The sequence below is a fragment of the Mycobacterium shunyiense genome, assembly GCF_058270035.1.
Genome location: NZ_JBZDPT010000012.1, coordinates 22,796 through 41,972, shown reverse-complemented (window position 1 = coordinate 41,972; position 19,177 = coordinate 22,796). Strand labels below are relative to the sequence as shown.

At 62.3% G+C, this 19,177-nt stretch carries 17 protein-coding genes and 1 pseudogene; 12 read left to right on the top strand and 6 right to left on the bottom strand.

All coding sequences use genetic code 11. The annotated features are described in order from the left end of the window. Window positions 1-10: 10 nt before the first annotated feature. Entirely contained in the window at window positions 11-1,138 is a 1,128-nt protein-coding gene (locus AC4ELS_RS10235) for an acyl-CoA dehydrogenase family protein (RefSeq protein ID WP_499047114.1), read from the top strand. Then, window positions 1,131-1,898 carry an enoyl-CoA hydratase/isomerase family protein gene (locus AC4ELS_RS10230; protein WP_499047111.1) on the top strand — a complete coding sequence of 256 codons (768 nt, stop codon included), beginning with the start codon at window positions 1,131-1,133 and terminating at the stop codon, window positions 1,896-1,898. Before AC4ELS_RS10235 ends, AC4ELS_RS10230 begins: the two co-directional genes overlap by 8 nt. A gap of 67 nt (window positions 1,899-1,965) precedes the next feature. On the opposite strand, the pseudogene sucB reads toward AC4ELS_RS10230, so the two are convergent. Then, window positions 1,966-3,279 (bottom strand): annotated as a pseudogene (gene sucB, locus AC4ELS_RS10225) (2-oxoglutarate dehydrogenase, E2 component, dihydrolipoamide succinyltransferase); the annotation flags it as partial. 90 nt (window positions 3,280-3,369) lie between these two features. Beyond that, window positions 3,370-4,683, bottom strand: a complete 1,314-nt coding sequence (locus tag AC4ELS_RS10220; protein WP_499047108.1) for a cytochrome P450 — start codon at window positions 4,681-4,683, stop codon at window positions 3,370-3,372. A 93-nt stretch (window positions 4,684-4,776) separates the two neighbouring features. On the opposite strand from AC4ELS_RS10220, the gene AC4ELS_RS10215 reads away from it, so the two are divergent. After that, on the top strand, window positions 4,777-5,946 hold the full coding sequence (locus AC4ELS_RS10215; RefSeq protein ID WP_499047105.1) for an Rv3169 family protein: 1,170 nt from the start codon (window positions 4,777-4,779) through the stop codon (window positions 5,944-5,946). A 13-nt stretch (window positions 5,947-5,959) separates the two neighbouring features. On the opposite strand, the gene AC4ELS_RS10210 is transcribed toward AC4ELS_RS10215, so the two are convergent. The 3 genes from AC4ELS_RS10210 to AC4ELS_RS10200 are packed head-to-tail and all read right to left on the bottom strand — an operon-like array spanning window position 5,960 to window position 8,294. Further along, on the bottom strand, window positions 5,960-6,862 hold the full coding sequence (locus AC4ELS_RS10210) for a PDR/VanB family oxidoreductase (protein ID WP_499047102.1): 903 nt from the start codon (window positions 6,860-6,862) through the stop codon (window positions 5,960-5,962). Between the two features lie 44 nt (window positions 6,863-6,906). After that, on the bottom strand, window positions 6,907-7,827 hold the full coding sequence (locus tag AC4ELS_RS10205) for a TIGR03619 family F420-dependent LLM class oxidoreductase (protein ID WP_499047099.1): 921 nt from the start codon (window positions 7,825-7,827) through the stop codon (window positions 6,907-6,909). Next, a complete protein-coding gene (locus tag AC4ELS_RS10200) occupies window positions 7,824-8,294 on the bottom strand; it encodes a nuclear transport factor 2 family protein (RefSeq protein WP_499047096.1) in 471 nt (156 codons plus the stop codon). Before AC4ELS_RS10200 ends, AC4ELS_RS10205 begins: the two co-directional genes overlap by 4 nt. A gap of 304 nt (window positions 8,295-8,598) precedes the next feature. On the opposite strand from AC4ELS_RS10200, the gene AC4ELS_RS10195 reads away from it, so the two are divergent. Continuing rightward, window positions 8,599-10,107, top strand: a complete 1,509-nt coding sequence (locus AC4ELS_RS10195) for an AMP-binding protein (protein WP_499047095.1) — start codon at window positions 8,599-8,601, stop codon at window positions 10,105-10,107. A 139-nt stretch (window positions 10,108-10,246) separates the two neighbouring features. Here AC4ELS_RS10195 and AC4ELS_RS10190 read toward each other — a convergent pair whose 3' ends face one another. Then, the gene (locus AC4ELS_RS10190) at window positions 10,247-10,891 is read right to left on the bottom strand and encodes a TetR/AcrR family transcriptional regulator (protein WP_499047092.1); all 645 of its coding nucleotides are present in this window, start codon (window positions 10,889-10,891) and stop codon (window positions 10,247-10,249) included. A gap of 466 nt (window positions 10,892-11,357) precedes the next feature. Here AC4ELS_RS10190 and AC4ELS_RS10185 point away from each other — a divergent pair, with 466 nt between their 5' ends. Genes AC4ELS_RS10185 through AC4ELS_RS10150 form a run of 8 tightly spaced genes read left to right on the top strand, consistent with a single transcriptional unit; the run spans window position 11,358 to window position 19,162 of the window. After that, window positions 11,358-12,173 (top strand): ABC transporter permease, encoded by an 816-nt coding sequence (locus AC4ELS_RS10185; RefSeq protein ID WP_499047224.1) that lies wholly within the window; start codon window positions 11,358-11,360, stop codon window positions 12,171-12,173. 47 nt (window positions 12,174-12,220) lie between these two features. Beyond that, window positions 12,221-13,021: an MlaE family ABC transporter permease gene (locus AC4ELS_RS10180; protein WP_499047090.1), complete on the top strand. Its 801-nt coding sequence runs from the start codon at window positions 12,221-12,223 to the stop codon at window positions 13,019-13,021. Window positions 13,022-13,032: 11 nt separating this feature from the next. Further along, a complete protein-coding gene (locus AC4ELS_RS10175) occupies window positions 13,033-14,145 on the top strand; it encodes an MlaD family protein (RefSeq protein WP_499047087.1) in 1,113 nt (370 codons plus the stop codon). Further along, entirely contained in the window at window positions 14,142-15,146 is a 1,005-nt protein-coding gene (locus tag AC4ELS_RS10170) for an MlaD family protein (RefSeq protein ID WP_499047084.1), read from the top strand. Before AC4ELS_RS10175 ends, AC4ELS_RS10170 begins: the two co-directional genes overlap by 4 nt. Further along, window positions 15,134-16,117, top strand: coding sequence for an MlaD family protein (locus AC4ELS_RS10165; protein ID WP_499047082.1), 984 nt, complete (start codon window positions 15,134-15,136; stop codon window positions 16,115-16,117). The genes AC4ELS_RS10170 and AC4ELS_RS10165 overlap by 13 nt, the downstream gene beginning before the upstream one ends. Then, window positions 16,117-17,211, top strand: a complete 1,095-nt coding sequence (locus AC4ELS_RS10160; RefSeq protein ID WP_499047079.1) for an MlaD family protein — start codon at window positions 16,117-16,119, stop codon at window positions 17,209-17,211. The genes AC4ELS_RS10165 and AC4ELS_RS10160 overlap by 1 nt, the downstream gene beginning before the upstream one ends. Beyond that, complete coding sequence (locus AC4ELS_RS10155) at window positions 17,208-18,212, top strand: MlaD family protein (RefSeq protein WP_499047077.1); 1,005 nt, start codon at window positions 17,208-17,210, stop codon at window positions 18,210-18,212. The genes AC4ELS_RS10160 and AC4ELS_RS10155 overlap by 4 nt, the downstream gene beginning before the upstream one ends. After that, complete coding sequence (locus AC4ELS_RS10150; RefSeq protein ID WP_499047074.1) at window positions 18,209-19,162, top strand: MlaD family protein; 954 nt, start codon at window positions 18,209-18,211, stop codon at window positions 19,160-19,162. Before AC4ELS_RS10155 ends, AC4ELS_RS10150 begins: the two co-directional genes overlap by 4 nt. Window positions 19,163-19,177: the final 15 nt, after the last annotated feature.

The window sequence follows — 19,177 nt, the reverse complement described above, 5'->3', positions numbered from 1 at the left end:
GCTGTCATCAGTGGCGATCGACGCCGAAGAACGTAACGCACTCGCTGAGGCGGTTGCCGAAGCCGCAATTGCGGGTGCCCGCGACTTCCTCTCGGAAGACGGTGTGCCGCAACGCGACAATCAATTGTGGACCACCCTGGTCGGCCAGATGGGATTGGCTGGTCTGCTGATCCCGGAAGAGTGCGCAGGTGCAGGCGCCGGCGTCGCCGAGGCGGCGCTGGTGCTCGAAGTGCTGGCGCGGCGGCTGGCCGTGGTGCCGGCATTGTCGTCAGTTGGTATCGCAACCGCGTTGCTGCGCACCGTCTACGGTGTCTCCGCCGGGCCGCTGCTCAAAGAGCTCGCCTCGGGCAGTATGACGGCAACTGTGGCGTGGCCGGCACCTGATGGTGCCGGTACCACGCCGAAACTTCTGGCACACGGGGACTCTTCGGTAGGTGCGAAGGTGGTCGTCAGCGGCCGTACGCTGTTCGTGCTCGACGGGTTGGATGCCGATGTCGTCCTGACGGCTGCGAACTGTGGCGGTTCCGCGGTGATCGTCGCGATCGACGCCGACGACTCCTGGGTGTCGAAAACGGCGATGGAAACACTGGATCTGACTCGCAGCCTGGCGAGCATGGAGTTCGTCGAGGCGCCTGCGACGGTACTGGCGGTCGATGTGGATCTCGACCCCGCATTCGATATCGCACTCGTCTTGATCGCCGCCGAACAAGTCGGTATTGCTCGGCAATGCCACGAGTCCGCAGTCGCGTGGGCCAAAGAGCGCGTTCAGTTCGATCGCCCGATCGGACAGTTCCAGGCGATCAAACATCAACTGGTGGACTTGCTGATGTCGGTCGAGTTGGCCCAGTCTGCCCTCGACGGGGCCGTCGAGGCAGCGGATGCTTACCTCGACAACCCGACGCCCGCGGCGGCCCGCGCACTGTCGGTGGCGGCCAGCGCCGCCAAGGACCGTTGCGGTTCGGCAGCCACACTCCTCGCGGACGAATCCCTGCACATCTTCGGCGGTATCGGCTTCACCTGGGAGCACGACAGCCACCTGTACCTGCGGCGTGCCAAAACACTAGAGGTCTTGCTGGGCAGTCCGGCATCCCATCGGCAGCGCTTCGCGCGCCTGCTCCTGGAGGACGCGCATGCCTGACGTGCTGATCGATCTCGACGAGCGCGGCATCGCCACGTTGACGCTGAATCGAGAGAAGCGAAAGAACGGCATCACCGCGAACCTGGTCGAGGAGATGATCACTGCTCTGGATCAGCTCTCAGCGGATTCGCAGTGCCGGGTGGTGGTCGTGACGGGAGCAGGTAGCGCATTCTGTTCGGGTATGGATTTGGGCGAGCCGATCGTGCCCGACGAAGTCACATTCATGAATCGCGTCGGGCGCCTCTGTCAGTCGGTTCATGAATTCCCGATGCCGGTCATCGCGAAAGTGCGGGGTGCGGCAATGGGATTCGGCGCCAATCTGGCCTTGTGCGCAGACCTGATCCTAGCCGACGACACCGCGGTGTTCGGTGAGATTTTCACCGAGCGTGGACTTTCCATCGACGGCGGTGGATCCTGGACGCTGCCGCGGTCGGTCGGCCTGCATCGGGCCAAGGAAATCATGCTGATGGCCGCGCGACTCTCCGGTCCGGAGGCGGCTGACATCGGCTTGATCAACCGATGTGTGGGTGCCGATGCACTCGACGGGATCGTGGCGGATTGGGCTAGTCGGTTGTCCGACGGTCCGCGGCGCGCTCTCTCGGTGGTGAAGAAGCAGATCAACGCCGGCTACGGCCGATCCTTCGGTGATGTCGTCGACGCGGAGGCGGCAGCGCAGGCACTGGCTTTCCGATCCAGAGAAGCGCGCGAGGGAGCCAAGGCGTTCTTCGAGAAGCGTCAGCCGGACTTCCGCTCCTGCTGAACCGCGACACACTTCACCGAGATGGTCCCCGGGCTCTGCCGAGTCCGGGGACCATCTCGTATCTGATTCAGAGCCCCAGGGCGTCCTCGAACGCACCTTCCTCGAGGCGACGTTTGATGGTGGTGAGGAACCGGCCCGCATCGGCACCGTCGACGAGTCGATGATCGTAGGTCAGCGGCAGGTAGGCCACCGATCGCACCCCGATCGTGTGGTTTCCGTCCTTGTCGACCAGGACGCGGGGGCGTTTCACGATCGCGCCGGTGCCCAGCATCGCCGCTTGTGGCGGCACCAGGATCGGGGTGTCGAACAGCGCGCCCTGGCTGCCGATATTGGTGATGGTGAAGGTGCCACCGGACAATTCGTCGGCATTGAGGTCGCCGGATCGGGCCCGCGCGGCAAGGTCGGCGATCGTCCGGGCCAGACCGGCCAGTGACAGGTCGCCCGCGTTGTGCACGACGGGGGACAGCAGGCCTTGTTCGGTGTCCACGGCGATGCCGAGGTGTTCGGCATCGTGGTAGGTGATCTCCTTGGTGTCCTCGCGGTAGCTGGCGTTGATGTTCGGGTGCGCCTTGAGCGCCTCGACGACGGCGACGGCGAAGAAGGGCAGGAATGTCAGGTTCACCCCGTCGCGCTCGGCGAAACTCTGCTTGGCCTTCGCACGTAGCGTGACGATCCTGGTCAGGTCGACTTCGTGAGTCTGGGTGAGCTGCGCCGTACTCTGCAGGCTTTCGCGCGTCTTGCTGGCCGTGAGCTGGCGAATCCGGGTGGCCTTCTGTGTAGTGCCGCGTAGATGCGCTGTTGGCCGCCGAGCGGGCGTGGGTGCCTGCGGGCCGGCGGGTGTCTGCGGGACAGCGGGTGCCGGTGGGCCGGCGGGGGCAACCAGGTTCGCCGTCTGGCCTGTGGCGGCGTTGAGTACGTCGACTTTGCGGATCCGTCCGTGTAACCCGGTGCCGGTCACCTCGGCCAGGTCTATGCGGTGGGCTGCGGCCAGTCTCCGCACCAGCGGCGCCGCGTAACGGCCGGTATTCGTCGTCGCGGGGGCAGGCGCCGCCGGCGAGCTGGAGGTGCAGACGGTCTGTGGCGCCGATTCGGACGGAGTTGCATTGGAAGCCGGTTCCGTTGTGCGGAGGGCGGATTCGGGAACCGATGCGTCCTGGGCATCGCCAATCAGTGCGAGGTCACCGCCGACCGCCACCACATCGTCCTCAGCGGCAATGATCTTGGACAGCACCCCCGAAGCAGGGGACGAGATTTCAGTGTCGACCTTGTCGGTGGATACTTCCAGTAACGGTTCGTCGACCTCGACGGTCTCACCTACGTTCTTGAGCCATCGCGTGACGGTGCCCTCCGTAACGCTCTCACCGAGAGCGGGCATCTGGACTGGTACGACCATGGGGTGGACTCCTTGAACTGACGTCGAACTGATGGCGTGGTGCGGACGTCCTCAGGGACGGCTCGGTCCCCGGCTTCGTCAGCTGCGCTCGTGGCGGGTGAGAGTGACCGGAAGCGACCCGATGCCGTGCAGGACGAAGCTGCGATGGAACTTCGCCACGAAGTCCGGATCGGCAATCGCGATGTCGTCGCAGCGCTGCAACAAGATGGTCAAAGCGATCTTGGCTTCCAGCTTCGCCAGATTCATTCCGAGGCAGACGTGTTCACCGCGGCCGAAGGTGAGGTGGCGGGAACGGGCTTCTTCGACGTTGAACACCGATGGATCGTCGAATGCGTCGGGATCCCGATTCGCCGAACCGGTGATCAGGTAGAGCAGGCTGTCGGCGGGAATGGTCACGCCGCCGATCTCGACATCCACGAGGGTCTCGCGCCAGACACCCTGCACCGGCGCCTCCATGCGCAGCACTTCTTCCACGAAGTTCGGGATGAGCTCCGGCTCGGTGCGCAACCGGCGCTGAAGATCGGGTTCGGATGCGAGCTTCCAGACTGCGGAGGTGAGCAGGTTGGTGGTCGTCTCGTTGCCTGCGACGAGGAACTGAACGAGCATCTGCAGGATCTCGTCCAGCGTCAGCGGCTCCTCGCCGTCCAACCGGGCGGCCAGTAGATCGCTGAGCAGGTCGTCGACGGGATGCTCGCGGCGTTTGTCGAGTTCCTCGGTGAAGTAGTCGTAGAAGGCGTTCACGTTGTCGAAGATGCCGATCACGGCATCGTCGTCGAGGCTGAGGGCGCCCACGCCCTGTGTGAAGGCATTCGACCAGTCCTTGAAGGTCCCCATCAGCTCAGGTGGAACACCCAGCAGAGTCGCAATGATGGTCATGGGGATCGGGGTGGTGAAACTGGGGACGATGTCCACGGTGTCGACGATGGGCAGGTCGTCGATCAATTTGTGGGCGAGTTCCTCGACGGAGTCGTCGAGTTGGGCCACACGCCGCGGGGTGAAGCCGGCGTTGACCAGGGAGCGCTGACGCTTGTGCAGCGGCGGGTCGGAGAACAGCAGGACCCGTGATTTGCTCAACTCGATCCGGCGTTCGGCAGCCTTGCGGGTGCGTTCGGGCAGATTGGCGTTCTCGAGCACCTGCTGGGCCAGTCCCGAGACCGAACTGGGGCCGCTGGCAAGGCGGTTGGTGAACCGTTCGACGTCGCGCAGTACCGCCAGCACATCGTCGTGTCGGGTGATGATCCAACCGCCGAGGCGCTCGTTGAACACGACGGGTTCGGTCTCGCGAGCCGCCTCGTACGCCGCGTACGGGCACGCCACCACGTCAGGGCGTAACGCGAGTAGATCGTCCATCGTGGCGACCGGGCAGTTCTGGGACGTAGCCGTCTGTGTCACCTGGGCTCCTCAACTACATGATAAATCGAATGTCTATCAGTAGAGTATTTGAAGGTCGTGCCGATGTCCACCAAATGCTGTTGAGGAGACGAGATGCTCAGTCCATATGACGAACTGCCGGTGCACCAGACCTCGCGCCCGCTGTCCGTGGTCGCCGACACCAACCTGGCCTTCGATGACGGCTACTACTTCGGTGCCTTCTCCGCAGTCGATCAGACGTTCTGCTTCCAAGGGCTGAGGCTGTCCCCCAACACGGACCTGATCGGCGGATATGTCGGAGTTCAGCGCAACGGGAGGCAGCGCACCGTCCGCTTCAGCCGGACCTGGCGCGGAAACCATGATCTTGCGATCGGCCCATACCGGGTGACCATCGTCGAACCCTATCGTCACATCCGACTGGAGTTGGCGCCGAACGAGAGCGGGATCTCTTGCGAGCTGGACTGGTTCGGTGCGTCCCCGGCCTATGTCGAAGCGCATCATCTGGCAACCAATCGGGGCAGGCCCACCACCGACCAGACCCGGTACTCGCAGGCGGGGCGGACCGAGGGCTGGATCGAACTCGACGGTGAACGGATCGACGTCGGACCACCACATTGGTACGGTAGCCGCGATCACGCCTGGGGGGTCTATTTCGAGCGCCCCCCGTTGGCTCCGGATTCCTCGTTGCTGCCCCCACCGCAGCCGGAAGGGGTACCGCGCTCACTACGCTTCTGGACGCTGTTCGCCGCCGAGGAACTCTCCGGCTTCTATGCGATCCACGAAGACGCCAGAGGACGTCAGATCCCCATGAACGACACCTTCGGCACCCCGTTCGAGGGCTGTCTGTCGACCGGCTGGGACGACGAGACGTACGTGCTGGAGGCGGGGCGGTGCCAGGTCGAGCTCGTCCCGGGAACCCGGTTGCTGAAGTCCGCTCGAGTGGAGCTCACAGACGGGGCCGGGGGACTGTGGGTCCAGGAAGTCGAGCCGGCCTGTCTGCCGTGGGTCACGTCCTCGATCGGTTACCAGGCGGGTTCGTGGAGCGACGGGGGCTCGATGCGTACCTATCATGGACCCGGCGTGAGCGTGGACTTCGATGAGATCGACATCAGTAGGCAGCCCTTCGACCACACCCGTCACGACGGGATCGTGCAACCGAACCTGATCGGCAAGGAATATCTGGTGCATACCCGCACCACCGCGCCGGACGGGCGACAATGGGTGGGAGCCGGCCAAACCGAGCTGTTCCTCGACGGGCCTTATGAGCCACTGGGCCTGTCGTAGGCACCGAGGAGGATCAGAGGTCGAGCACGAGCCGGCGGCCCTTGCAGCGGCTCACGCAGATCATCATCACGTCGCCGGCTTGCTGCTCATCCTCGGTGAGGTAATCGTCGCGGTGGTCGGGAATGCCGTCGATCACGCGTGTTTCGCACTCACCGCAATAGCCTTCTTCGCAGGAGAACGGGTGGCTGGGCACACGAGTCTTCACCTCGGCCAGAATGGGCTGACCCTCCGCAACGGTGAATATCTCACCGCTGCGGCGCAATTCGACCTCAAATGAATCGCCGCTGACGTCGATCGCCCCACCGGCGGTGAACCGTTCGACATGTAGCCCGGCCAGATGCGGATGGTGGCCGAACTCGGTGCGGATGGCATCGAGCATGCCGCTCGGTCCGCATGCGTACACCAAGGTCCCAGCTGGTGCTGCGCCGAGGATTGTCGCGAAGTCGGGATATCCGCGTTCGGATTCCACCCACACGTCAACTCGATCGCTGGCGTGGCTCAGCCGCTCCACGTAGGCCATCGACGTCGCCGTCCGGCCGCCGTAGACCAGTGACCATGGCCGCGTTTCCTGCTCGACCGCACCGATCATCGGCAACAGCGGGGTGATGCCGATGCCGCCACCGATGAACAGATAGGACTCCGCCGCTTCCAGCGGAAAGTTGTTCTTCGGCGGATTTGCACCAAACTGTATTCCGACAGCCGCGATCTCGTGTACCTCAACGGAACCTCCGCGACCGTTGACCTCACGAAGCACGGCAATGGTGTAGGACGACGTGTCGGCCGGATCCCCGCACAACGAGTACTGCCGAGACAACCCCGAGGGCAATAGCAGTTCGACATGGGCACCTGGCCGCCATGTCGGGAGTGGACTCCGGTCGGCGGCGCACAACGTCAACTCGAGGACATCGTCGGCCACGCGCTGAACCGCTGTCACCTCAAGGGCGAGTGAATACGTTTGCGTCACTGTCGGTCGCCCCTCGTCGGGTCGCTGTGGGCGGCATCGACCAGTGGTTTCAACGCCGACAGGATGTCGAGCCACACCGCTGGTTCGGTGATCTCGGAGCAGAAGTTCGTCTCGACGATCACCCCCGCGAGCCCCGCTGCGACACATTCCTCGACACGCTTGGCCATGTCGTCGATGCCAAGCCGCACACCGGCGGTCGATTGTTGGGCCAGCCGGTAGACCGCACCCACCGGCCGCCTGCCAGGATCCCGTTGCTCGTTGATCTTTGCCAACATGCCCACTACTGCGTCGATCGGCATGGAGCCGGGGTTCCACAGATCGAAATCTTTCGCGGTTCTTGCCAATCCACGTTCCGAGTACATGCCCGACATCAGCCTCGGAGTGGTCACCGGTTTGGGCTGCATCACGGCCGGACCGATGTCGAAAAATGGACCGTGGTGCTCGACCGGGTCTGCGCCCCAACATGCGCGCAGTGCCGGCACGAAATCGTCCATGCGTCGGCCCCTGGTCTTGGCATCCACCCCGACCGCGCGGTGTTCCTCGACAGACCAGCCCACGCTGAGTCCGACCACCGATAGGCGTCCATTGCTGAGTTGATCGACGGTGGCCAAGCGATTGGCGAGTTGAGCGGGCCAGTGGTTGCCGCCGACGAGGATACTGGTCCCCAGATTGAGCCGGTCGGTCCACGTGGCGACCGCGGCGAGCAATTCGGTCGGTGCCCACACCGAGCGATAGACGTCGGGCTGGGCGTCGGCGCTACCGCCGTAATCGCCGGACTGACGAAGCGCGTACAGGAAGTGATCCTGTACCCAGAGGTCATCGAAACCCATGTCCTCGGCCTGTTGCACGAAGTCCCGCAACAGAGTCGTCGACACGACAGTTCCCAACTGCGGCAAGGTCAAACCAATCGATGTCATACCGCCGGCTGCTCCTCTTCCTTGGGAAGGACGTTGCGGCGGATCCGGGACAGCTTGCTTCGGCTGATCCGCCATTGGCCGTCATCGCACCGTCGGTAGGTTTCCGAGTAGTGACCCCAGCCCTCGTGGGATACGTAACCGCTGTCGGCCGGGGATTCCACCCGGTCGTACATGGGCCACAAGGCTGTTGCCGTGTTGTCATCGATGATGTCGATCTCGGAGAGGTGGCCGTGGTGGACCGAGAACCCGGTGACGAAGTGACTTGCGACACTGGCGATGAACTCGTTCTTGCCCTTGGGCTTGCTGGTCGATTCGGCGAAGTCGACCTCGAGGTCGTCGGTGAACAGGTCGGCGAACTCGTCCCAGAGGCGGAAATCGACGCACCGAAAGTAGCGGGCCTTCACCCGACGGATCGACTCGATGTCTTCCAGTCGCCGGACTCGTTGTTCGAGATCGTGATCGCTCATCTGATCGTCCCTTCGTTTGTGTGAGTGCTGATGCCGTCAGAATCGGTCTCAGGCAGGGGCTGCGTCCTACTCGGTATGCGAGCAAGCCCGTCACCGCCGAGACGACTCGCATCGGGTGCTCCTGGCGGTGTGTTCCACATCCCAAGAATAGTCGCATGGCAAACTATTGAGCGTCAATGTAAGTTTGTCTGCAGCATCCAATGGAGGAGTGCGACAGTGAATGCCCAAGTCAGCAATGCGCGTGCGACGCAGCGGCTGGTTCGACGCTGCAGTTCGGTGCGTTCGGCTGAGAAGCGCTGACATCATGGGATTTCCGGCTGATTTCGCGTTGACGCACCCCGAGAAGGCTGCCATGGTAATGGCCTCGACGGGCATCGAGATCAGCTATGCCGAGCTTGATCGCCGGTCGCGGGCACTCGCAGCCTCGCTACGCCGAGCAGGTCTCGATCACGGCGACACTGTGGCCGTGGTCTGTGAGAATCGCCTGGAGTGGGCCGAGATCATCTGGGCCGCTGCTCGAGCAGGCCTCGACATCGCACCCATCAACTTCCACCTGGGTGACCACGAGCTGGCTGCGATGCTCATTGCCTGCGAAGCTCGTCTGCTCATCACCTCTCGCGCGTGCCGTGACGACGCTGACGCTGCGGTCGCGTCCCTGCCGAATGGCATCGTGGTCTGGGACATCGACGACTGCGAAAGCTACGACCGATTGATCGCGGGCACGGATGGCGAGGTTTACCTCATCGACGAAATCCTTGGTGGCAGGGTGATGTTCAGCTCGGGCACAACGGGTAGTCCGAAAGCTGTGCGCCATCGCCCGGATCGTGTTGTGCACCCGCGGCACGCCGCGCCGCATCTCGGCGAATACACCGAGTTGTTCTCCCTTGGCCCGGACACCATCTACCTGTCGCCGGCTCCGATCTATCACACGGCGCCTTTTCGGTTCGTGTTCGCGGTCATGCAGCTGGGCGGAACGGTCGTCTGCATGGAAAGGTTCGACGCCGCAGAGGCTCTGACGGCGCTGTCGCGATACCGGATCAGCCACGCGCAGTTCGTACCGACGATGCTGCTGCGGATGATGAAGCTGTGCGATGACATTGAACGCACGGCCGACGATGTGTCGGCCTTACGCGTGGCGATCACAGGCGCGGCCCCGTGTCCGCCGGCGCTCAAAGATCGCGTCCACGGACAGTGGGGGCCGGTACTGCACGAGCTCTACGGCGCGTCGGAAGGCTACGGCAACACCCACATCGGCCCGATGGAAGCTGTTCAGCGTCGGGGATCGGTCGGACGTGCGATCCGTGGACGAATCCACATCACCGACGCCGACGGAAACCGATTACCACCAGATGAGGACGGCGTCGTGTGGTTCGAAGGCGGTGGTCAGGATTCTGCGTTGGGGTTGCTGCGCACCGTCGGCGATGTCGGCCATGTTGATCGGGACGGATATCTGTACCTCACCGGCCGCGCTAACCAGATCATCGTGAGCGGTGGAGTAAACATTCACCCCCAGGAGGTTGAGCAGTTGCTCGCGCTCCATCCCGCTGTTGATGACGTTGCCGTATTGGGTACGCCGGATCCCGAGTATGGAGAAGTCGTCACAGCCTATGTCGTGCTCAATCCGGCCATGGTGCACGCCGACACCATCGACGATGTACTGATCGACTATTGCCGCCTACGACTGGCGCACTACAAGTGTCCACGACAGGTTGTCGTTGTGGCAGCACTGCCCCGCGGAGACAACGGCAAGATGTACAAGGCGCTGATCGGCCGGGGTGACCTCGATCAAAGGACTAAAGCTGCTCACCCGTAGAGCCAGCAGGCCGACCCCTCGCGCCTTGAAGACGGCAATCACAAGATGATGATTCCCACGGTCTCTCCGAAATCGGGCAGCCCGTGGCCGGGTCAAGGGGCGGTGTTGTATTGCCGGCTGCCGGTCATGGTCAAGCGACTCAACATCGGATACCAGCCAGCACCGTGTCCACCAACCGATCAATGAAGATGCTCGCGGAGGTGCGGGGCAGCGGTTGGTGTGGATCGGTGAAGAAGAGTACGTGGATCATCACTGCGCCGAACATCTGAGCCAGCAGTGCCGTTGGATCATGATCGGCTTTGAGATCGCCGCGTTCGATGCCACGGGTCACGATGCAAGTGGCGCTGCCGACATACGATTCGACGAAGGCGTCGAAGTACGGCTTCATCTGTGGTGATCCGCGTCCATCGAGCATGATGCGGGTGACGACCCGACCGTACGGGCCGGACATCAGATCGCACAATAGTAGGCCGAGTTGCCGCAGATCGGTTCGCAGGGAACCGTGATCCTCGATGTCAGGTACCGGAGCGATTGTTGCCAAAGCGTCGACGAGCAACTCCTCGACGCTGGACCACCGCTTGTACAGTGCGGCCTTGCCGACCGATGCCTGGCGCGCCACCTGCTCGAAGCTCAGTCGAGCCAGGCCGTAGTCCCGATACAGGGTGAGGGCCGCCTGGGTGGCGCGTGCTTCGACAGTGGGGTCCCGGCGTCGTCCCGAAGGCTTTCGCGTAGCTTCGTCGGTTCGCTTGTCAGTCGCGATAGCTCCTCCTTGGGTCGTGCCCACCTGTGGTCGTGTGGTCGAGTCGGTGGTTACCGGACGGAGTTCGTCTGATGGCGTGAACGCAGATCGGAACCGTACCAGGCATTTCCATGTAAGGCGTCAATTTTGGCGCCTTGACGGACGTGAAGCGTCTGTTTCTGGCGCATCCGACCAGGTAGCGCCAGGTATATAGTCGATCGTATTAATGTCCAGTGCAAAATTGTTTATTACTCAGCCATTTATTGTTAGAGTGCTGCGTGATGAAGACATGTGAGGCGCATCTCGCATCGCCACGGAGCGTGAGGTTTGACACAGCGGAGCCTGGTGTGTCATCAGGCAACCGTGTCCGCGTTGCTGAAAACGCACTTTATGGAACCGGACGCGTGCTGAAGTCCGACATGGGCTTGGTGATCAAGTCGTTTGTGAGGCAGAAGGATTCGGTGTGGTGATCTCGACGGGCGCGCATGCGCAATCGCGGAGACCGGCATTCCTGGACACGGTTTGGCGCAGGATGGCGGAGTTGGGGTCGCGGCCGGTGCAGGCTGCGGCGACGACGGGGCGTGGCGTTGATCTGGTGCTATCGGTGATTCGCTATGCGATTGTCGACACTGTCAGGTTGCGCCTACCGGTGGGTGAGTTCCTTTGGCAGGCTTGGGCTTTGTTGAAAGTGACTGCGACGCCGGCGGTTCTGATGGCAATCCCGATCGGTGGCATCGTCACGGTGGTGACATCGGGGTTGGTCCACGAGGTTGGTGCGACCGCGCTCCTCGGGGCGGCGAGTGGGGTGGGTGTATTGCGGCAGGGTGCGCCGGTGACTGCGGGGTTGTTGATGGGTGGCGCGGCGGCTTCGGCGATTGCGTCGGATTTCGGGGCGCGCGCCATCCGTGAGGAACTCGATGCGATGCGGGTGCTGGGGGTGGATCCCGTTCGGCGTCTGGTGGTGCCGAGGTTCTTGGCGCTGCTGATGATCGCTCCCATCCTCACGTTAGTCATCATCGCGTCGGGTACCGCGTCGTCGTTCCTGTTGTCGGTGACCGTAAGTGGGGTGTCGCCGGGAAGTTTCTGGAGCTCGTTCGGGACGTTCGCCAAGATGATCGACGTGTACTTCGCGATCGCGAAAGGCCTTGTGTTCGCGGCGATTGTGGCTGTGATCTCCTCGATGCGGGGGATAGAGGCAAAGGGTGGCCCCCGCGGTGTGGCTGACGCGGTGAACGCCGCCGTGGTCATCAATGTTGTGCTGATTCTGTTCGCGAATCTGGTGATCACCCAGATCCAGACGATGTTCTTCCCGACGGCGGTGGCGTGATGTCGGCTCCGGCTACCTTGAGTCGAGCTCGTTCGACTGCCACGGGCATGGTCCGCAAACCGCTGGAGGGTTTCGGGCAGTGGACGTTGTTCATCGGAAACGTGCTGTGGTACCTACCGCTGACGGTGCGGCGGTATTTCCGCCAGACCCTGGCGGCGACTCTGGACATGGCGTGGGGCAGAGGATCGTTGATCGTCGACGGCGGCACGATCAGCGTTCTGCTGATTCTGGGTATCGCCACCGGTGCCTCGTTGGCCATCGAGGCTCTCGCGATCTTGGACATCCTCGGGTTTGGATCGTTGGCCGGCATCATCGGTGGTATCGGCGCGGTCCGCATCCTCGGTCCGATCGTGGCCGGGATCGCCTTCATGTCGCAGGCGGGCACCCGGATGACGGCCGAGATCGGGGCGATGCGCATCTCGGAAGAGATCGATGCTGTCGACTCGATGGGCCTGCGGCCGATTCCGTTCGTGGTGGGTACCCGGTTGATCGGCGCATTGACGTGTGTCGTACCCGGCTACTTGTTGACCTTGCTTGGGGTTTTCTACACGTTGGAGACGGTGGCCGTGGTGTTCAACGGGCAACCCGGCGGAACCTACACCCATTACTTTGTGCAGTTCCTGAACCCGACTGATCTGTTCTACTCGACACTCAAGTTGAGTATCTATTGCATCGCGGTGACGCTGATCCATTGTTACTACGGCTATTTCGCGTCGGGAGGGCCGGTCGGCGTTGGGCAGGCTTCTGGACGTGCCGTGCGTGCGAGTCTGGTCACGATCGTGGTTTTGGATTTCTTGACGACCGTCTTGCTGTGGGGTCTGCAGCCTGTGTTCGTCTTCAAGGGATAGGGAGCGGGATCTTGTTACGTGGATCGCAAAAGCGTCAGGATCGCGTGCTGTTGACCATTGGCTCCGCGGTGGTGCTGTGTATCGCACTTGTGGTGACTCTGGTGGTTGTCCGCCCGTTCGGAGGGCGGGGCAAGGACCAGTTGCTGGTCGCGATCAATGCACCGTTCGTAGGGCAAGGCGTGGAGGCCGGTACACCGGTTGTTCTGCACGGTGTCAAGGTTGGCCAGGTCACCGGGGTCTCGACCAGTGCCGGCGGTGGCGTGCGCCTGGATACCGAACTTCAGGCGGGGCCGACGAGTGGCCTCACCGACACCATGAACGTTGATTTTCGGCCCATCAACTACTTTGGTGTGCCCGGTATCAATCTGGTTCCGAACGCGGGTGGTCAGGCGCTGCGCGACGGGAGTGACATCAGCTTGATGCCGACCGGCAATTTCACGCTGTCGGAATTGCTGAAGCAGCTGGGCGATGTGTCTGAAAGTTCTTTGACGCCTCAGCTTGTCGCAGTGGTCGATCGGGTTACCCGCTATACCGATGGGCTCAACCCGTTGTTCGAGACCGCGGTGACGGTGACCAGGGCTGTCGATGCAGTGCAGACCGTGCCCAGCGAGCAGTTGTTGAACAATCTGACCACGTCGGTGGCGGCGTTCCCGCCGTTCAGTGATGCGGCGATCGAGGCTGGCACTCGATTCGTGAAGTACGACTATTACCCGGGTCAGATCAGGAATCCGGCGAACTCCAGCGCTTCCCGGCTGGAATTCCCGTACCTCGTGGACACTGATGTGCCGGATATTGCGGTGTACACCCCTGAGGAGTTCCAGAACACCGTGATCGCGACGATGGATACGATCGAGAAAGGTGTGTTTGCGGCTGTGGGTAAACTCCTTTCCAGCCACGTGGATGACTTGTTTCCGTTGATTCTCGGGATCAAGTCGGTCACGGATATGGGCCCGGTGATGTTCCGGCCAGAGGACATCGCCCAAAAACTGGCGGAATTGCGTGACAGGTTCTTCCGGCTGTACAACGGCGACGGCAATCAGCGGGCGGTTTCGGTTCGAATTCTGTTGGACAGTTTGCCCGGTGTGGCGGCCCCGTTGGGTATCGCTCCGGAGGCCACGCCGTGAAACCCGTAGCTGCGCTGTGGCGCCTGGCGGTAGCCGTGGCCGTGTCAGTTGTCTTGTTCATCGTGCTGGCGAACGCGCTCATTCATCCGGTGGCGGTCAGTACCCGGGTATACGTGGCCCAGTTCACCGATGCCTCAGGGCTGCACCCCGATGGTGATGTGCGGGTGCGTGGGGTTCGCGTCGGCAAGGTCGATTCGGTCGATCTGGTGCGTGACCAGGGGCGCAATGTTGCGCAGGTCAAGCTCACGTTGGACCGCAAGTACGGGGTGGTCGGAGTGAGCAGGTTGGCCATCAAGTTTCAGGCATTGACCGGGGTGCGCTACATCGATGTCACGAACCCGGCCGAGGGCTACCGCGACGCTGATCTGGTCACGGAGATACCCACGTCGATGACGCAGCCCTCGTTCGACGTGACGGCCCTGTTCAACGGGTTGCAACCGGTGCTGGCCACGTTGAGTCCGGAAGAGATCAATACGTTCACTGCCAATGCCGCATCGTTTCTCACCGGTGATGGCAGCGGGTTGGAACCGCTGTTGAAGAGCATACGGAGATTAACGGAGTTTGTGTCCGACCGGCAGCTGGTGGTTTCTACGTTGATGAACAATCTGTCGGATATCGCCAGGGGGATCGGTGGTACGTCGGAGCAATTCATTCATCTCGTTGATTTGGCGAATCAGCCCGTCGACGGTGCGCTCACCGTGCTCGATGAGTTTCGTAAGGAAATGTTGTACAGCAAAGATTTTTTCGATCCGGTGGCGCACCTGCTCAACAGTGCTGGATTTAGGAATGGAATCAGTGTCGATGAGGCGATGGATCGCGCTTTCAGCAACCTTGACAACTTCTTCGATACGTTCAAGTTGGTTCCGGTGATCAATGAGAACATTCCCCCTCCTGGCGAGGACGGCGGCGCGGTGGAGCCCTGCTCGCGAGGCGATTTTCAGCTTCCCGAGACGATGGATGTTTTGTTGAACGGTCAGCGGGTGGTCCTGTGCAATCCGTGAAATCTGTGGCGAAACTGTGGAAGAACCCGGTCGCCAAGGGCGTCGGCGCGATGGTGATCGCGACGGTCGTGGCGCTGGTGTTGACCTACCTGTATTACAACGAGCCCGGTCGCGGCCAGGCCGTCACCTTCTACACCGATGACGCCGCGTCGCTGCGTACCGGTGACGACGTTCGGGTGGCCGGCATCAAGGTGGGGACGGTGACCAAACTGGAGTTGGAGACCAATCAAGTGCGGGTGACTACGCAGGTGGACGACAAGGTTTTCGTCGGTGATCAGTCGCAGGTGGATGTGCGGATGCTAACCGTGGTCGGCGGCTATTACGTGAATCTGGCGTCGGCGGGCAACGTCCCGTTGGGGGACAACGTGATCCCGGTGTCGCGAGTGACGATGCCCTACAGCCTCATGACCGCGCTCACCGACACCACGAAGGTCACCGACAACGTCAACACGACACCGGTCAACGAGTCGCTCAACCAGATTGCCCAGGGTTTGACGGGGCCGAACGTCGACGTCGTCGCGACGGCCATCGACGCGGGCAATGCGTTGAGCGCCACGATCGAGCGCCAGCGCGGTCAGGTGACCGAAATCCTCAATCTGTCCGATGAGTACATCAGGGCGCTGGCCAAGTATCGCGACAAGTTTGACCAACTCGTGCGAAAGGTGTCGATCTTGACCCAGACATTGGTGATCTACAACAGAGGGTTCTCCGACACCCTCATTGGTTTGGGTGATGTGTCGTTGGCGCTGAAACCTCTTGGCGACGCCTATAACGCGCACCGCGTCGAGTTCACCGAGAAGGTTCGCAATTATCTGGAGAAAGGTCGGCTGTTCGTCGAGCGCAATGGCCTGACGATTCGTGCACTCAAGCGGGTGCAGAACCTGTTCGATCGTATTCTCGATGCACAGAATGCCGCACCCGCGCTGTTGGCGACCGACCTGTGTGTGCCGATCCCGGGGAACCCGTGCTGATGTCTGCGCAGCGTGGTGAGGTGTTGCGGCGGGTTGGGCTCGCGTTCGTCGCGGTGGTGGTGGCATTGGGCTGTGGTGGGTGTTCGTCATCGACCGAGACGAAGTCCGATGGCTACTGCGCGCTGATGCCCGACAGTGTCGGCCTTTACGTGGGGAACCCGGTGACACATCTTGGTTATCGGATCGGCAAGGTCGACGCGATCACTCCGGGCCCGAGGTCGGTCCGGATCGATTTCACCGTTGACGGGGGCCGCACTGTTCCCCATGACGTCCAAGCGGTGACCAGATCGACCTCGATTCTCGCCGACCGGTCCCTGGAGCTTGTCGGAGACTATGCCTCCGGTGTGCACCTGTCGGCGGGGGACTGCATCCCTCTGGACCGGTCGTTGACTCCGAAGAGTTTGTCCGAGGTGATCGGATCGTCGACCGATTTCATCAACTCGATCAACCCCGCGGAATCCGACAACGTGGGTGAGGTGGTCAGCGGAATTGACCAGGCCCTGCGCGGCCAGGGAGTGGCGGCCAACAAGCTGCTGAAAACCACGTCGTCGTTGCTGGACTCGCCCGAACAAGCCATCGGCGACATGAGCTCGATCACGGCGAACCTCACCTTGCTCACGAACACGCTGACCGAGTTGGAGCCAACCATGAAGAGCGTCTTCGAAGATGCCTCGAACTACGCGTTGCCTGACCTGGACGATGCGATCACCGGAGTGTCCTCGGCATTCGAGGGGCTGTTGCCGGTGTTCGATGCTGCGGGAGGACTGGAGAAGGAACTCGGTCCGCAGATTCAGCAGTTGCTCGACGCGGTTTCGGTGGCGATACGCAAGGGCGCACCCCGTGCCCCGTACTACGCGAGTCTGATGAACGTCGCCCCGCGGTTGATCAACGGATTCGTCAATGTCGCCAACAACCACGAATTCACGCTGCATTATCGTCCGCCGACGTATCGGCTGCGGGCACCCGAAGGGGTCGCTGCGTGCAACATCATGAATGCGTCGATGCCGGGGAGTTGCGCGAACGTGAAGGGCACGCCCTATGCCGTCGACGTGGCACTGTTGCAGTACGTGCTCACCCAGGCGGCGAACCGATGATCCGGCGGTTGCGGCCGGCGGCCGCCGCGGTGGCCGCCGCGTGCGTGGTGACGCTGTCGGCGTGTGCCACCGTTGACGTCAACTCAATACCGCCACCGGGCAAGTCGTACGACGACGGGTACGACCTGGTCATGCAGTTCGAGAGCGTCCTCAACCTGCCCGACCGCGCGAAGGTTGTACTCGATGGTGTGAACGTCGGTGTCGTGTCCGAGGTGGCGCTGAGCGATCGTGACGTCGAGGTCACCGCACGCGTCGCCCGCGGTGTCTCCGTCCCCGCCGACATCCATGCGGTGTTGCAGCAGGCGACGGTGCTCGGCGACATCTACATTGCGCTCGAGCGGCCCCAAGGCCAAGCGCCGGCGCGGGCGTCGGCACTGCCCGCGGGTGCGGTTATCCCGGTTTCCCAGACGACTTCACCGCCGCAGTTGGAAGACACCATCGCCACCATGGCGAACTTCGTGTCCAGCGGGACCATCCAACGCGCGCAGAACACCGTCATCCGGCTGAACCGGGTGGTTCCGGCCAGCGACGAGGTGCGCACGCTGACCGCGCGGGTCGAGACCGACCTGACTGCGCTGTCGGACAACCTCGATCAGGTCGATGAACTGCTCGACAGTGCGGCCAAGACAGCCGAGGTTGTGCACGGCCACATTCCGCAGCTGCAGTACTGGTTCTCGCCAACGGGACAACGAGGTTTCGAGCATCTCATCGCGCTGGCGAACTACACCTCGACGGTTCTTCCCGGCATCGGAAGCATCACCCTCGGTGGGTACTGGTTGGTTCCGTTCCTGCAATCGCTGGCCGATGCCACCGTGTCTCTACAGCAGTCGAAGGTGGCCACCGAATCCGAGATACCGCTGTATCGGCGGTTGTTCACCGACTTCTTCCTTCCAGCGGACAAGTACCCGGCCATCAACATCACCTCGATCGTCGGGCCGGACGGCCGGGAGTTGTCCGGCAACGTCCAGGAAGTGCTGAGGATCCTGGGGGCAATGCCATGAACGCTGTGAAATTGCGCGACGTCATTTCGTACCTGACCTTCGGCGTCATCATCGCGGTGGTCATGGCGTATTTCGCGTCGCTCGGCCTACGGATCAGCCCGCCGTCGCACCGCATCAACCTGTCCATGGACGTCCCCGATGTCAATGGTCTGGTGGTCGACTCCAACGTGCTTTTGCGCGGTGCGCCCGTCGGCAAGGTGATGGGCACCAGCACCTCAGCCGAATCGGCGACCGTCAACTTCTACATCGACGGTCATCATCAGGTGCCCGCCGATACCGAGGTGCGGCTGGAGAACCTGTCCGCGCTGGGCGAGTCCTATATTGAATTGCTGCCGCGCAGCGAAGGCGGCCCCGTGCTGCAGGACAATCAACACATCTCCACCGAATCGGTGGTCCAGCCGCCGTCGATTTCGGAACTGGCGACCAGCGTGGTGCGGGTACTGCACCAACTCGATCCGGACGCTCTGTCCCGCATCATTGGCGAGTCAGATGCCGCCCTGCCTGATCCGAACGTCACGCTGCCCAACTTGTCGCGCACCAGCGTCTTGTTGAACAACGCGGTCAACAACATGAACGGCCAAGGGCGACAACTGCTGAGCAACTTCCAGACCTTGCTGCGCAACGCCGAATGGGTGAACCCTAACTTGACGCGCCTGACCCCTCGGCTGCAGCACTTCGGGATCGCGTGGCAGGACTTCTTCAAGCACCTGCCGATTCTGTTCAGCCGCGACAACCCGGAGGCGATCTCCAATATGAACAATCTCGTCGCGCGCGTCCAGACCCTGCTCGACGAGCGCGGCGATGACCTCAAGGTCCTCGGTGAGGCATTCCAGCCGAAACTGAACGCCATCGCCGCATCTCTGATGAATTTCGATACCGGTCAGATTCTGGACAACTTCCTGAACCAGGTGCCGGCCGAAGGCGCCATCACGCTGCGGGTCCGGCCATGAGATTCGGTGAGCGTG